Genomic DNA, 14,054 nt, shown 5'->3' on the forward strand with positions numbered 1-14,054 from the left:
GAATCATGCTTATACGCCAAAAACAACGCAACGGCGTGTTATGTAATATCGATAAGGAGCAAGGCATGGCGAAGAAAAACATTCCATATGATCAGAAGTACTACGACCCCGAAATCGAGTGCATGCCTCGCCCCGAGCTTGAAAAGCTTCAGCTCGATCGTCTCCAGGCCATGATCAAGTACGCGTACGAGAACACCGTGTACTATCGCCGCAGCTTCGACGAGGCTGGCGTTGCGCCCGAGGATATCAAGACGCTCGCAGACATTCAGAAGCTTCCCTTCATTAACAAGCAGACGGAGCGCGACACTCAGCATGTAGGCACTTTCTTCGGCGAGATGTGCTCCGTTCCCGAAGATGACGTCGTCTTCATGGCAACCTCTTCGGGTTCCACGGGCGTTCCCACGGTAAGCCCCTTCACGCAGGAAGACTTCGACCTGTGGCAGGATACCGAAGCCCGTCTGTTCTGGCAGGCCGGTATGCGCCCGAACGACCGTTACGTGCATGGCCTGAACTTCGCGCTTTACGTTGGCGGCCCCGACGTAATCGGCGCGCAGAACCTGGGCGCCACGGCCATCTGGGTTGGCGCCGTTCCCAGCGATCGTCTGCTGTTCGTGCTGCAGCACTATCAGCCCACCATCATCTGGACGAGCCCCTCGTATGCATGGGCTCTGGGCGAGAAGGCCAAGGCCAAGGGTCTCGACCCGCGCAAGGACTTCAGCATTCACACCATCATCGTCGCCGGCGAACCGGGCGGCTCCATCAAGAGCACGCGTGAGGCCATCGAGGAGATGTGGGGCGCCAAGGTCGTCGACTTCTTCGGCCTGTCCGACATCTACGGCGCTTGCGCAGCTATGTGCGAGGCAAAAGACGGCCTGCATATCGTTGAGGACCAGATCCTGGTCGAGACGGTCGATCCCACTACGGGCGAAGTGCTCGAGCCCGGCAGCACCGGCGAGCTCGTGTACACCACGCTCATGAAGAAGGCCCGCCCCATGATCCGCTTCCGCACGGGCGACATTGGCTACGTGAGCACCGAGAAGTGCGAATGCGGCCGTACCCTTGCCCGTATTCACGTCACCGGCCGTAAGGACGAGATGTTCATCGTCGGCGCCGTGAACGTGTTCCCGTCCGACGTCGAATACGTCGTGCGCGCCGAGCGTGGTCTCACGGGCGAATACTCCATTCGCGTATACAATGAGAACTACACCACGCGCTACGAGGTATCCGTCGAACGCGCGCAGGGTTCCGATGAGGCATACGATGTCGTTTCCAAGCGCGTCGAGGCTGCTCTGAAGGCCCACACGGGCGTGCGTCCCGCCAAGGTCATCGTCTTCGATGCCGGCAAGCTCGGCGTATCCAGCGAGCACAAGGCTTCGCGCTTCATCGACGAACGCGACAACAAGTAAACGGGTTGAACGAAGGAGCAGGGACTTATCATGGCAAAGAAATTCACCGTATCTGGTCAGCATTATCTATTCAGCGTTCAGGCGTTTGCCCATACCGTGCTCGCAGGCGGCGGAGTCGAATACTCCTATGCGTTCAGGAACGGCACCACCCGCAGCGTCATCGAGGATGTCTACAGCGGCCGCAGCCATCTGGGCGTAATCTTCGAGACGACGGAAAACGCCGATGAGCTCAACCGTACGCTCGACGAATCCGGCCTGGAATTCACCCCGATCATCAGCAGCAAGCCCTACGTGGCGCTGCCCGCGAGCCATCCGCTCTCCAATGCGACCAGCTTGCATCTCGACGATCTGGAAGAGTACCCGTACGTGTACTTCGAGCAGGAAAAGGGCGATTCCTCCGCGTTCTACGAAGAGGCCCTTGCCAGCGTGCCCCGCAGCAAGCGCATCGCCACCACCGATCGTGCCAGCCTCACCGAGCTCATCTGCGCGGTGAATGGCTACACCATTACCAGTGGCATTCTGGTGGGCATCACCGACGGCAGCCTCCTTCAGACGCTGCCCCTGGAAACCGATGTCACGCTGAAGCTTGGCTACATCGCGCGCAAGGGCGAGGAAATCGACGGGCTCAGCAAGGTCTTCGTCGACAGTCTCACGAAGAACCTCTCCCGCTACGTGCAGTTCTAGCATACGAATTTGCCTGCGTTACCATTTGGGCGGCGTCGAAGCTTCGGCGTCGCCCGTTTTCGCAGTCTAGGGCTATTTCGACGAGAAGGAATGTGAATTGATAGAAGTAATCTGGCACGGAAGGGGAGGCCAGGGCGCATTTACCGCAGCCCGTCTTCTCGCCGCGGGGTATAGTGCTCCCGATGGGAAGCATGCCCTCGCGTTTCCGTCTTTTGGTCCCGAACGCCGTGGGGCTCCCATGCGTGCGTTCACGAAGCTCTCGGGTGCACCCATTGGCGACCGCAGCGCCTGCTCTTCCGCCGACGTGGTGGTGTATCTCGACGACACCCTGTTTGGCGAGGGTTGGGATGCCGAGCTGAAACCCGGCGGATGTGCGCTCGTGAATAGCGTTCATGCCTTCGACGACCCGCGTATCGTCTCGATTGATGCCGACGGGGTTTCTACGGCAATCCTGGGCAGGGCCATTCCCAATACGGCATTACTCGCCCAGCTTACCACCATCGTCGACGGGTTCGATCGCAATGCGTTGGAATGGGCGATTCGCAACTACATGCCCAGCAAACTGCATGCGAAGAACCTCGATGTGGTTCAGGCCGTGCTGCGTGATGGCGAAAGCGCAGGTGAGGCGCGATGAGCAAGAACGTGCAGAATCCCCCTATCGTCATTCCCACGCTGCGCGATTGGCATGCCAGGCCAGCCGACTTCGATGCAACCACGTGTTTCGAGGCGGGCCATCTGGTGGAACGCAATGCCGGCTGGCGTCAGCAGCGTCCCGTTCTCGACGCTCAGGCGTGCACGTCGTGCCTGCAGTGCTACATGTATTGCCCCGATGGCGCCATTCGTAAAACCCATGCCGAAGGGGAGGGCGAGCCCTCGCTGTTCGTCGACCTCGATTTCTGCAAGGGCTGCGGCATCTGCGTGACCGTTTGCCGCTTTTCCGCGCTTGCGATGATTCCCGAGAAAGGAGCGGCCGATGAGCGATAAGCGTTTCCTCTCGGGTGACGAGGCGTTCGCGGAGGGTGTCCGTCTCGCGCGTCCCCATGTCATTTCCGCATACCCCATCACGCCGCAGACCGTTGTCGTCGAGCGCCTTTCCGAAATGGTCGAACGCGGTGAGCTTGCCTCCGAATACCTGCATGTCGAAAGCGAGCATACGGCCCTCTCGGCTGCCATCGGCGCTTCCGCCACGGGCGCGCGTACGTTCACGGCAACCAGCAGCCAGGGCTTGCTCTATATGGCCGAATGTCTCACGTATGCTGCGGGCGGGCGTTTTCCCATCGTGATGATGAATGCCAACAGGGCCACGTGCCTTCCCTGGAATATCTACGGCGACCAGCGCGATTCGCTTGGCTTGCTCGACCATGGCTGGATCCAAGTGTATGCACGTGACGCCCAGGAGGCATTGGATTTGGCGCTCATGGCGTATCGCCTGGCGGAAGACCCGCGAGTGAGCACGCCCGTCATGGTTAATCTCGACGGCTTCGCGCTCACGCATACCTACGAGCAGGTTCGCGTTCCCTCGCAGGAACAGGCCGATGAATTCCTGCCCCCGTATCGAACCTCCAACCGCTTCGATTTCGAACATCCGGTTAATATCGGCTATTCGGCTGGGCCGGAGTACAACCGCTATTACAAGTACCGCGCTCATCAGGACATGCTCGACTCGCTTGCCGTCGTCGACGAAATCGAGGCCGATTTCGCGCGTATCTTCGGTCGCTCCTACACGGGCGCGCTCGAGGCATTTGCCTGCGACGATGCCGAATTCGTGCTGGTCACGCTTGGCACGATTGCCGGCTTGGTCGAAGAGGTGGTCTCGGAGCTGCGAAGCGAGGGCGTAAAGGCGGGTTGCGTACGCATTCGCTATATGAGGCCATTTCCGTATGATGCGCTGTGCTCGCTGCTTGCGCAGGTGAAAAGCGTCGGCGTTCTCGAGAAGGATATCTCCTTTGGCGCGGAGGGCACGGTGTTCACCAACGTGAATTCCGCATTGCAGCGCGCGGGGATTGCCGTTCCCACGCGGAACTTCGTGGGAGGTCTTGGTGGCGATGATATTTCCAGGAGCGATATGCGAGGCATCTTCGAGAGCCTACAGCGCGTTTCCCATGGCGATGAGGTTCCCCCCGTTACGTTTCTGCGCGTTGAAGACGAAGGGGAGGTGCGCTAATGGCGATTACTGCTAAAACCATTACCGACGACGAGTTCTTTTTCGGTCATAAAGCCTGTGCCGGCTGCGGCGGTTCGCTGGCAGTACGCCAAGCGCTGAAGGTGCTTGGCCCTCATGCCGTAACGGCATTGCCTGCGGGCTGCATGAGTGCGGTTGGGTTCAATTTCCCCCAGCTTTGCTTTGCCAACAACGCCATGATCACGCCTTTCGCCGCCACTGCCGCCGTTTTGTCCGGCATCGAGGCAGGGCTACGCGCCCAGGGCATCAAGCCCGATGACTGCACGGTTGTGGGTTTTGCGGGCGATGGAGGCACGGCCGACATCGGGCTGCAGGCCTTGTCAGGGGCCATCGACCGTAACGACGATATCCTGTATATCTGCTACGACAACGAGGCGTACATGAATACGGGCATCCAGAAGAGCTCTCTCACGCCTTTCGGCGCCAAGACGACCACCACGCCCGCTGGCAGAAATGCTCATGGCTGCCTTACGGAAAAGAAGAACCTGTTCCAGATTATCGCAGCTCACGGCATTCCCTATGCCGCTACGGCAAGCATTGGCTATCTGAATGACTTCATTCGCAAGGTCGAGCGGGCCAAGAGCGTCAAGGGTACGCGTTTCATCCACGTTATCGCTCCTTGCCCAACAGGCTGGGGTTGCGCGGTCGATGAGACGATCGATATCGCCAAAGAGGTGGTTGACTGCGGCCTTTGGTACCTTGCCGAGTATTTCGGGCCGTCCGAAAGCGATCATGCGTCTGGGTCTTTCAGGCTCTCGCGTAACCCGAAGGAGTTTGCCTCCGATGGTGCGTGGGGAAGCGTGGAACACTACCTTCGTCGTCAGGCGCGTTTCCGCGCGTTGAGCGACGAGGAGGTTGCGGCGGTCGCACGCGGTCGTGACGCAACTTGGGAGCATCTGCGCTCCATTGCCCAGTAAGCAGCATCCCCTGCATGGCTACCATGCAGGGGATGCTTTAGTTCGCGTAGATGTTGGAGCCGTAGGTTTTCAGCAGTGGGTCGATGGCGCGGGAGATCATGTTCGCCGACACGGCATTGCTGTACGCGTCGCGTTGGATGTCGACGGTAACCGTGCCGGAAAGCCCGCCTAGCGTCATGCCGTTCATGAGGACGCGAATTCCCAGGGGACCGATGTTGTCTTCGAACGTGCTTGCCAGCGCGTCCTTCACCTTTTCGGTGAATTCGTCGAGGTCGGTGCTGGGATTCAGAATGATAGGCACGTTCACCAGGCCGAATTCTCCTGCTTCCACGAGCTTGTTCTTGTACATCACCGAATTCGGGACGATGTAGGTGCTGCCCGTTGCGTCGACCATGGTGGTATGGCGCCACGTTACGTCGGTTACGCGCGCCACCGAGCTATCCATGTAGAAGTAATCGCCCGGGTTCACGATTCGGGCGAGCGTAATTTGCAGGCCGCCGAACAGGTTCGCGATGGTGTCCTGCAGGCCAAGGGAAAGCGCGATGCCTCCAACGCCCAGGGCGGCGATGAAAGCCGTCAGGTCGTAGTTGAAACAGACCTTTGCGACGATGATGAGGCCAAACAACCAGAGCGCGACGCGTGCGATGTTCGCGAAGATGGACCCCGCGGGCAAATCGATGTTATCGTGTCTGCCAATGTGCAGGATGATGCGCCGAACGATGCGCTCGACGATCCACGTTGCCAGAAGTATCGCCGCTCCAGAGAGAATCATGCTGGGAATGGGGTAGTCCGCTTGGAATTGCTCGAGCGCTTCGAACACGTATCGCTCCTTTTCGCATGTTGGTAAGGGTGAGCTTCCATCGTACGTTTCTCCGCGATGGAATATGCGCCAGTTTCCCTTTTTTCAGTCTATCAACGGAATATATGGCATAATACTGCATGCTCTGAAGTGCCAGTGTGGCGCAATGGTAGCGCATCTGATTTGTAATCAGGCGGTTGCAGGTTCGAGTCCTGTCACTGGCTCCAGAGCAAAACAAAGGCCAGCATCAGCTGGCCTTTCCTGTTTTATTTGGCGTCCTTGCCGGCGTATCGCTCGTACGCTTCGATGACCGACATCTCGTAGTCTTTTCGGTGGTTGTTCACCGACGTGTCGAGGATGAGGCCGCAGCTGAAGCTGAGCATGCCCGCGCCCACGAAGGCGACTGCCACGATGGCGGACGGAAGCCTGGGCACCAAGCCGGTGGAGTTGAACTCGCTGATTACGGGGATGCCTACAATCAGGCCGATGACGACGAGGATGAGTGCGAGCCAGCCAAAGAGGGCGAGCGGGCGGTAATCCTTGAAGAGCTGGCCGATGCACTTCAGCACCTTCCAACCATCGCCAAACGTGGAGAGCTTGCTATAGCTTCCCTCGGGGCGATCGCGGTAGTCGATGGGCACCTCCACAACGCGCCAGCGCTTGTCGACGGCGTGGATGGAAAGCTCGGTTTCGATTTCGAATGCGGGGCTGATGACGGGCATCGTCTTGGCGAACACGCGGTTGAAGGCGCGGTAGCCAGTCATGACGTCGTGGAATTCGAAGCCGTAGATGACCTTGATGAGCCAGCGCACGAGGTTGTTGCCCAGGCCATGGAAGGCACGGTCGTTTTCCTCGCCGTAGCTGCCGTTGGAAAGGCGGTCGCCGACGGTCATGTCGGCGCGGTCGTTCACGAGGGGTTCGATGAGGCTCGCCGCTGCTTCGGCGGGATACGTGTCGTCGCCGTCGACCATGATGTAGTAATCGGCGTCGATTTCGCGGATCATCTGGCGGACGACGTTGCCCTTGCCCTGACGGGTTTCAGTGCGCACGATGGCGCCATGCTCGCGGGCGATGTCGCCCGTGCCGTCGGAGGAATTGTTGTCGTATACGTAGATAGCGGCTTCGGGAAGCTCGCGCTTGAAGTCTTCGATGACCTTGGCGATCGTAACCGCCTCATTGTAGCAGGGGATAAGGACGGCTACGGAACCGTCGATATCGCGTGCTGTAAATTCAGACACTGTTACTCCTTCTAACAACATGCCTTGCGTTCATACATATGGCAGTAACTATAACAGCAAGTGCGGCACGCAATGTGCCTTTTCTCGCAAAGTCCTTTTCAAATACGAGATTCATCACACTTGCGTGCGGCTATGCCTCGAGCTTCTCCGAGAGTTCCAGCCATTCCATCTCGAGCGCCTCGAGAGCGTCCTGGGCTTCCTGGATTTCCTGCTGGATGGACCCGAGTGCGGTGTAGTCGTAGGGGTCGCATGCTTCCAGCTCGGCCTTCTTCTTGTCTACCTTGCCTTGCTGGGTGTTCATCTTTCGCTCGACGCTACGCAGCTGCTTTTTGAGTTCACGCAGCTCAGCATTGGAAAGCCCCGTCGAATCCGCCTGCTGCGTCTTTGGAGCGGGCTGCTTGCTTTCCGTGGCAGCATGAGAGTCCTTTTCGCGCTCGAGGCGCTTGAGGTACTCGTCTACGCCGCCGGGCACGTGGAATACCCTGCCGCCGATGATGGCGTACTGGTCGTCGGTGACGCGTTCGATGAAATAGCGGTCGTGGCTTACCACGATGAGCGTGCCCGGCCAGGTGTCGAGCAGGTCTTCCGTGATGGCGAGCATGTCGGTGTCGAGGTCGTTGCCGGGCTCGTCGAGCACCAGGACGTTTGGTTCGTCGAGGAGGATGAGCAGGAGCTGGAAGCGCCTGCGCTGGCCGCCCGAGAGGTCCTTCACGCGAGCGTTGAGCTCGTCGCGGGAAAAGCCCAGGCGTTCGAGCATGGCCGAGGGGCTGAGATTCCTTCCGTCGACCTTGTAGTACGTCTTGTAGCGAGAAAGCACCACGCGCACGACGTCGTCTTCGATGGGGCGAAGCTCATCGAGGTTCTGCGTGAGCGTTGCGAACTTAACCGTCCTGCCGATCTTGATGTGGCCGAGCGTGGGGCGCAGCGTGCCGTTCAGCACGTTCAGGAGCGTCGACTTTCCCACGCCGTTTTCGCCCAGGATGCCAATGCGGTCGCCGGGGCCGATGTTCCAGGTGATCTCGTTCAGCACTCGCTTGGAGCCGCGATCGACGCAGACGTCGTTCAGCTCGAGCACCTGTTTGCCCAGGCGAGCCGTGGCCATCTGCTTCAGCTCGATGGGATTTCGCACGGGCGGTTCGTCGGCGATGAGCGCCTGAGCGGCCTCGACGTGGAACTTGGGCTTGCTCCTGCGCGCCTGCGCGCCGCGCGAAAGGAATGCGAGCTCCTTGCGGAGCTGGTTGGCTCGCTTCTGCTTTGCGAGTGCTTCGAGCCTGTCGCGTTCCACGCGCTGCATGATGTATGCGGAATAGCCACCCTCGAAGGGACTGACCGTGCCGTCGTGCACTTCCCACATGTTCTGGCACGCCTCGTCGAGGAACCAGCGGTCGTGCGTGACCACCAGTAGGGCGCCGTCACCCGAAGGCCAGCGATTTGCCAGGTGGTTCGCAAGCCAGTGAATGGCACCGATGTCGAGATGGTTCGTGGGCTCGTCGAGCATGAGTACGTTCCAGTCGCCGATGAGCAGGCGTGCTAGGTCGACGCGTCGACGCTGGCCTCCCGAGAGGTTGCCAACTTTCGCATCCATGCTCACGTCGCCCAGCAGCTCCTCCACGATGCCGCGCGAGGTGCGGTCGGCTTCCCAGGTGTACGCGCGCGTTTTCGTGGAGGCCAGGATGTCGCGCACGGCGTCGTCGTCGGCGAATTGGTCGTGCTGGCGCAACACGCCGATCGTGGCGTTGCTCGTGGCGATTACCTGACCCGAATCAGGCGTAACGGCGCCAGACAGCACGTTGAGCAGGGTCGATTTTCCATGTCCGTTCAAGCCCACGATGCCGATGCGGTCGCCGGTATTAACTCCCAGCGTTACTCCGCGGAATATTTCCTTCGTGGGATAGTCGAGGTAGACATCTTTGCAGGTGAGCAGAACGGACACGTATTTCTCCTTTGTTTTGGGCATTCATGGTAGCACAGGGCGGGGCGCGAATTCGTTCGGCGCGGCGTGCTATCATCATTCAGTCAAACATCATCGAACGATATGGATATATATGTACGGTTTGAAAACCGAGAGCTGTTTCGATAGCGCTCATTTCCTGTCCGATTACTACGGCAAATGCGAGAACCTTCACGGTCATCGCTGGAAGGTTGTCGCGTACCTGCGTCAGCCCGGCTTGCGCACCGAGGGGACCATGCGCGACATGGTCGTCGACTTCGGCGAGTTCAAGAAGGCGGTCCGCGAGCTCACGGAGGCATTCGACCATACGTTCCTCATCGAGGAGGGCACGCTTTCCGAAGCCACCATCGAAGCGCTGCGCGGCGAGGGCTTTTCGCCTACCATCGTGCCGTTCCGCACCACCGCGGAAAACCTCGCGCGCCATTTCTACGACAGCCTCGCGGCCAAGGGCTTTCCCGTTTCGCAGATCGATTGCTACGAGACGCCGCTGAACTGCGCGACGTATTACGGCGAGGGGGAGTAGCGCATGAGGGTTCAGCTGTACTGCGACGGCGGATGCCGCGGAAATCAGAGCGATAGCAACATCGGCGGCTGGGGCGCCTACCTCATCTGGGGCGATTACACCAAGGAGCTCTGGGATGGGGAAGTGAACACCACCAACAACAAAATGGAGCTCATGGGCTGCATCCAGGGCCTGCGTGCCATCAAGAACAAGAACGTTGGCGTCGACGTGTACATGGATAGCGCCTACGTGTACAACGGCATCACCAGCTGGATCTATGGCTGGATGAAGAAGGGCTGGAAGAATTCCAAGAAGGAGCCTGTTGCGAACAAGGAGCTCTGGCTCGAACTTCTGGCCGAGAAGAAGCAGTTTTCCGATATCACGTTCAACAAGGTGAAGGGCCACGCCGATAACGCGGGGAACAACAAGGCCGACGAGCTCGCGAATCGCGCTATGGACGAACTGCTGTAGCTACGTGGATGTTTGCCATTGCGCTTTATCCGCCTGTAGTGTCATGTATAATTTTCGCCTGTGCAAGGTACGTATAGAAGGTTAGGGAAATCTATGTCGGAACAGCTTCTCGACGTAAACGGCAAACGGGAGAAATTCGGGTCCCGCCTGGGGTTCATTCTCATTTCCGCTGGCTGCGCCATCGGATTGGGCAACGTTTGGCGTTTCCCCTATATCACGGGCGAATACGGTGGAGCCGCCTTCGTGCTGCTCTATCTCATCTTCCTCGTCATCCTGGGTCTTCCCGTTATGGTGATGGAATTCGCCGTGGGTCGCGCGAGCCAGAAAAGCTCGGCCAAGGCATTCGACATTCTTGCCCCCGGTAAGAAGTGGGGTTGGTTCGGCTGGTGGGGTTACATCGGCTGCATGCTGCTCATGATGTTCTACACCACCGTGGGCGGATGGATGATCAGCTACGTTGCCAAGATGGGCTCGGGCGAGTTCAATGGCCTTGCCGCCGATGCGGTGGGTGCTGCATTCGAGGCATCCCTGGCCGACCCCGGTCAGCAGATTGCCTGGATGCTCGTGGCCATTCTGCTCGGGTTCTTCGTTGTGAGCCTCGGTTTGCAGAAGGGCGTCGAGCGCGTCACGAAGTACATGATGGGCGCGCTGCTCGTCATCATGGTCGTGCTCGCCATTCGCTCCGTCACGCTGCCTGGTGCCGAAGAGGGCCTGGCGTTCTACCTCATTCCCGATTTCGGCAAGCTGTTCGCTTCTCCCGAGACGTTCCTCGATGCGGTCTTCGCGGCCATGGGCCAGGCGTTCTTCACGCTCTCCTTGGGCATTTCCGCCATGGAGGTCTTTGGTAGCTACTTGGGCAAGGAGCGCAGGCTCGCGGGCGAGGCGATTCGCATTGTCGGCCTCGACACGTTCGTCGCCATCGTTGCCGGCCTCATCATTTTCCCCGCTTGCTTTGCGTATGGCGTCAACCCCGGTCAGGGGCCCTCGCTCGTGTTCGTCACGTTGCCCACCATCTTCGGCGAAATGCCGTTGGGGCAGCTGTGGGGCGCGTTGTTCTTCATCTTCATGAGCTTCGCGGCGCTTTCCACGATCATCGCGGTCTTCGAGAATCTCATCAGCTTCAGCATGGATCGCTGGAACTGGACGCGCACGCAGGCCGTGGCCTATACGGCGATAATCGTCACCGTTCTCAGCATTCCCTGCGCTCTCGGATTCAACCTGTGGGCGGGCTTCACGATTCCGGGCATTGGCGACATTCAGTCGATTGAAGACTTCATCGTCTCGAACAACCTCCTGCCGCTTGGCAGCCTGCTGTACGTGGTGTTCTGCGTTTCGAAGCGTGGCTGGGGCTGGGATAACTTCATCGCCGAGGCCGATTCGGGCGTTGGTGCGCGTTTCCCGCGCTGGGCGCGACTTTGGCTTACCTGGGGCGTTCCCGCTCTCATTCTGGTGATCTGGGTTTCGGGCTATGTGCCAAAAATTATGCTTTGGCTCGGCCTTTCGTAGGCGCTATGCGTTAGAATAGCTCTGCAAAATGCGCCCGTGGCTCAATGGATAGAGCATCGGACTTCTAATCCGACGGTTGTGGGTTCGAGTCCCGCCGGGCGCACCAGCTTACAACGTTCGCTATTTCGCGTGCGTGATTGCAATACGAAGTCGATGGCATGCCATCGGCTTTTTTCTTGCTTGCTCGTGTGCATGGCGGCGTTTCGGCGCAAGCACGTAGCAGGGGAGTGCCAGCATGCTAAACGGCCCGCATTCGCGCTTGAATGCGGGCCGTGCTTGGCTCTACGAGCTCTACGAGCAACTCCATGCGAATCGCGCGTCGCCCGCTCCAATTTCGAAATTGCATTTGACGATGCCGACGTCGATTTTCGCGAGCGATCCGCGCGAGGTGGGCCGTACTTTCACCACGTTTCCCGCTTCAAGGCGGATGACGAAATCCTGCCTGTTCATGGCGGTGGGGGCGAGCATTGCGGCATCCATGCCCGATTCGAACCACGCGGGCATGACGGCGATTCCATCGGAAAGCTCGTAGCACCTGCTATTCGGTTTGCTCTTGCGCGGGGAACCATGCGTTTTGCCATAGCCCAAGGCGATGACGCAGTAGAGCTTTTCGCCCTTGAAGATGGCGCATGCGGCGTTGCGCTTGTTGTACGTGCCCGCAACCCAGCAGCTGTCGATGCCCATGGTGCGCGCCTGAAGCACGATGCGCTGGCCGTAATAGCCGATGCGCTGTTCGACGTTTGCTTCCTTTTTGCCAACGCAGCATATATATGTGTGCACGCCTTCGAAGTGGCCATACTTGGCCAATATCCCCTTGAACGCAACGGGGTTGTTTTTTACGAGCTGCAGGCGAAGGTTTCCTTCGGCATTGGCTTCGTCTACGAGTTTCTGAAGAGCGTCGAGTGTGGGGGTGTCGATGGGTTGTTCGGTATACGACCGCACGGAGTGGCGCTCTGTAACGGCTTCGATGAGATTCATGGTGACTCCTAATCTTGTTTCGTTACAGTTTAGGGGTGCGCGATTCCTTTTGGCTAAATGTCACGGTCATGTTGAAATGCCGAACGCATAGGGTTACCTGTCCCCCGAACCACACTGGGTGGGGGTAATGCCCTCCTAAATTTGCTTTGGAATGCGCTTTGCATACCCCACGCTTACGTATGCAGAAAAAGCGGTTATCGCCCCATTTCGCGGGGCTGAAAAGGGCGTTATCGCATGAGAATGGCGAAATATGCGGTCGAATGAATATTGACAGCCTTACTGAGTTATGTTTTTGAGAATAATCCCTCAGTAAACGCATATTTTCCCTGATGAAAGCTTTGTTTCTAATCAGATAGCATTTAGGTTCAATTCCCGAAAAATCGAAAAGTCAATAACCGTCTACCGACAAATACGTACCGTCTACCCCGTAAAAGAAACGATTTTTCAATACTTACAAATTCTCCTTGCAATTCGATTCCCAGCATGCAATGGTTTGCACGTTCCGCTTATTTCGGCCTACGGGTAAGGGCCTACCGCGGAAATGCATAATGCAAATCGCACGAGAGAGAAAAGGAGGGCGTTCATGACCGGAGTCAACGTTAAGAGCGAGATCGGACCTCTTAAGAAGGTCATTCTCCACCGTCCCGGTAACGAGCTTCTCAACCTCACCCCCGACACGCTCGAGCGACTGCTGTTCGACGATATTCCGTTCCTGGAAATCGCTCAGCAGGAGCACGACGCATTCGCGCAGGCTCTGCGCGACAACGGCGTAGAGGTGGTTTACCTCGAGGATCTCATGGCTGAAACCATCCGCGACAATGCGGAACTGCGCAGCCAGTTCATCGAGCAGTGGATCGAGGAGGCGAATGTCCACACTGAAAAGTGGCACAAGATTCTGCATTCCTACCTCGATTCCGAGTACGCCGACGCCAAGGCCCTCGTAGAGAAGACCATGACGGGCATCACGCTCGACGAGCTTGACATCGACCGCACCAACAGCCTGGTCGACCTCGTCAGCAGCCCCACGGAAATGGTCTGCGACCCCATGCCGAACCTGTACTTCACCCGCGACCCGTTCGCGATGGTCGGCAACGGCGTCACCATTCACCGCATGTACTCCGTCACGCGTAACCGCGAGACCATCTACGGCAAGTACATCTTCGACAATCATCCCGATTTCAAGGGCACGCCGCAGTACTACAGCCGCGACTGGGCCTTCAGCATCGAGGGCGGCGACGTGCTCAACATCAACGAGCATGTGCTGGCCATCGGCATCTCGCAGCGCACCGAGCCCGACGCCATCGACACGCTCGCCCAGAGCATCTTCCACGATGAGCGCTCCAGCATCGACACGATCCTGGCGTTCGACATCCCGAACAGCCGCGCGTTCATGCACCTCGACACGGTGTTCACGCAGATC

At 58.6% G+C, this 14,054-nt stretch carries 14 protein-coding genes and 2 tRNA genes; 12 read left to right on the forward strand and 4 right to left on the reverse strand.

Annotated features, from left to right (window positions below; translation table 11 throughout):
• Nucleotides 1–65 precede the first annotated feature (65 nt).
• From AC04P6_RS03915 to AC04P6_RS03940, 6 genes are all read left to right on the forward strand, one after another.
• Entirely contained in the window at nt 66–1,406 is a 1,341-nt protein-coding gene (locus AC04P6_RS03915; protein WP_475565292.1) for a phenylacetate--CoA ligase family protein, read from the forward strand.
• 30 nt (nt 1,407–1,436) lie between these two features.
• Nucleotides 1,437–2,090 carry a LysR substrate-binding domain-containing protein gene (locus AC04P6_RS03920; RefSeq protein ID WP_475565293.1) on the forward strand — a complete coding sequence of 218 codons (654 nt, stop codon included), beginning with the start codon at nt 1,437–1,439 and terminating at the stop codon, nt 2,088–2,090.
• 97 nt (nt 2,091–2,187) lie between these two features.
• Complete coding sequence (locus AC04P6_RS03925; RefSeq protein WP_475565294.1) at nt 2,188–2,724, forward strand: 2-oxoacid:acceptor oxidoreductase family protein; 537 nt, start codon at nt 2,188–2,190, stop codon at nt 2,722–2,724.
• Nucleotides 2,725–2,732: 8 nt separating this feature from the next.
• Nucleotides 2,733–3,074, forward strand: a complete 342-nt coding sequence (locus AC04P6_RS03930) for a 4Fe-4S binding protein (RefSeq protein WP_475565295.1) — start codon at nt 2,733–2,735, stop codon at nt 3,072–3,074.
• On the forward strand, nt 3,064–4,254 hold the full coding sequence (gene porA / locus AC04P6_RS03935; protein WP_475565296.1) for a pyruvate ferredoxin oxidoreductase: 1,191 nt from the start codon (nt 3,064–3,066) through the stop codon (nt 4,252–4,254). The genes AC04P6_RS03930 and porA overlap by 11 nt, the downstream gene beginning before the upstream one ends.
• Nucleotides 4,254–5,189 carry a thiamine pyrophosphate-dependent enzyme gene (locus AC04P6_RS03940; protein ID WP_475565297.1) on the forward strand — a complete coding sequence of 312 codons (936 nt, stop codon included), beginning with the start codon at nt 4,254–4,256 and terminating at the stop codon, nt 5,187–5,189. Before porA ends, AC04P6_RS03940 begins: the two co-directional genes overlap by 1 nt.
• Nucleotides 5,190–5,226: 37 nt before the next feature.
• Here AC04P6_RS03940 and AC04P6_RS03945 read toward each other — a convergent pair whose 3' ends face one another.
• Nucleotides 5,227–6,009 carry a mechanosensitive ion channel family protein gene (locus AC04P6_RS03945; protein ID WP_475565298.1) on the reverse strand — a complete coding sequence of 261 codons (783 nt, stop codon included), beginning with the start codon at nt 6,007–6,009 and terminating at the stop codon, nt 5,227–5,229.
• A 131-nt stretch (nt 6,010–6,140) separates the two neighbouring features.
• Between AC04P6_RS03945 and AC04P6_RS03950 the strand changes: the two genes are divergently transcribed.
• Nucleotides 6,141–6,215, forward strand: a tRNA-Thr gene (locus AC04P6_RS03950).
• 39 nt (nt 6,216–6,254) lie between these two features.
• On the opposite strand, the gene AC04P6_RS03955 is transcribed toward AC04P6_RS03950, so the two are convergent.
• Both AC04P6_RS03955 and AC04P6_RS03960 read right to left on the reverse strand, forming a co-directional pair.
• The gene (locus AC04P6_RS03955; RefSeq protein WP_475565299.1) at nt 6,255–7,226 is read right to left on the reverse strand and encodes a glycosyltransferase family 2 protein; all 972 of its coding nucleotides are present in this window, start codon (nt 7,224–7,226) and stop codon (nt 6,255–6,257) included.
• 130 nt (nt 7,227–7,356) lie between these two features.
• Nucleotides 7,357–9,183 carry an ABC-F family ATP-binding cassette domain-containing protein gene (locus AC04P6_RS03960; protein ID WP_475565300.1) on the reverse strand — a complete coding sequence of 609 codons (1,827 nt, stop codon included), beginning with the start codon at nt 9,181–9,183 and terminating at the stop codon, nt 7,357–7,359.
• Nucleotides 9,184–9,271: 88 nt separating this feature from the next.
• Between AC04P6_RS03960 and AC04P6_RS03965 the strand changes: the two genes are divergently transcribed.
• The 4 genes from AC04P6_RS03965 to AC04P6_RS03980 all read left to right on the forward strand — a co-directional run bounded on the left by AC04P6_RS03965 (nt 9,272) and on the right by AC04P6_RS03980 (nt 11,762).
• The gene (locus AC04P6_RS03965; protein WP_475565301.1) at nt 9,272–9,700 is read left to right on the forward strand and encodes a 6-pyruvoyl trahydropterin synthase family protein; all 429 of its coding nucleotides are present in this window, start codon (nt 9,272–9,274) and stop codon (nt 9,698–9,700) included.
• Between the two features lie 3 nt (nt 9,701–9,703).
• Nucleotides 9,704–10,150, forward strand: a complete 447-nt coding sequence (gene rnhA, locus AC04P6_RS03970; RefSeq protein ID WP_475565302.1) for a ribonuclease HI — start codon at nt 9,704–9,706, stop codon at nt 10,148–10,150.
• A gap of 93 nt (nt 10,151–10,243) precedes the next feature.
• Nucleotides 10,244–11,656 carry a sodium-dependent transporter gene (locus AC04P6_RS03975; RefSeq protein WP_475565303.1) on the forward strand — a complete coding sequence of 471 codons (1,413 nt, stop codon included), beginning with the start codon at nt 10,244–10,246 and terminating at the stop codon, nt 11,654–11,656.
• A 30-nt stretch (nt 11,657–11,686) separates the two neighbouring features.
• Nucleotides 11,687–11,762 (forward strand) — tRNA-Arg (locus tag AC04P6_RS03980).
• A 185-nt stretch (nt 11,763–11,947) separates the two neighbouring features.
• Here the strand turns inward: AC04P6_RS03980 and AC04P6_RS03985 are convergent.
• Nucleotides 11,948–12,634 carry a nitroreductase family protein gene (locus AC04P6_RS03985; RefSeq protein WP_475565304.1) on the reverse strand — a complete coding sequence of 229 codons (687 nt, stop codon included), beginning with the start codon at nt 12,632–12,634 and terminating at the stop codon, nt 11,948–11,950.
• A 583-nt stretch (nt 12,635–13,217) separates the two neighbouring features.
• Here AC04P6_RS03985 and AC04P6_RS03990 point away from each other — a divergent pair.
• Nucleotides 13,218–14,054: arginine deiminase (locus tag AC04P6_RS03990; RefSeq protein ID WP_475565305.1), on the forward strand; the 837-nt coding region annotated here is incomplete at its 3' end.

Source organism: Denitrobacterium sp., from assembly GCF_056180635.1.